This window comes from Solihabitans fulvus (genome assembly GCF_008386585.1).
In the GTDB taxonomy this organism is placed as follows: domain Bacteria; phylum Actinomycetota; class Actinomycetes; order Mycobacteriales; family Pseudonocardiaceae; genus Solihabitans; species Solihabitans fulvus.
The window spans coordinates 1-462 of record NZ_VUOB01000207.1 but is presented as its reverse complement, the minus strand read 5'-3'; the positions used below and the strand labels follow the sequence as shown (position 1 = coordinate 462).

The window sequence follows — 462 nt, the reverse complement described above, 5'->3', positions numbered from 1 at the left end:
CTCAGAATGAAGACCGTTATTGTTTGCCTGCTTGCCTTGACGGCTGTGGCCCTCGCTCGCCCTGAACAGTACACAGACAAATACGACACTGTCGATCTGGACCAGCTCATATCTAACCGTCGGCTCCTCATTCCCTACGTACATTGCATCCTCGAAAAGGGCCAATGTACCGCAGAAGGCAAGGAACTTAAATCTCACATCAAGGAAGCTCTCGAGACCAACTGTGCTAAATGCACCAAAGCGCAAAAGGGTGGAACCGAAAAGATGATTGGTCACCTCATCAACCACGAAGCCGAGTTCTGGGAGGAGCTGAAGGCCAAATACGACCCCACCAACGAGTTCACAAAGAAATATGAAACTGAACTCAAACGCGTTACAGCTTAAATTCCTTTGAAAAAAACTAACAGCTCAATATCATGTAATAAGATATATGTATTTAGTTGATTTAATTTTCAATTCGAC

Annotated in this window: 1 protein-coding gene; it reads left to right on the top strand. The window is 44.8% G+C overall.

Annotated features, from left to right (window positions below; all coding sequences use genetic code 11):
• The coding region (locus F0L68_RS45665) for a 4CSP family protein (protein WP_149855366.1) at positions 1 to 384 on the top strand (384 nt) is incomplete at its 5' end.
• Positions 385 to 462: the final 78 nt, after the last annotated feature.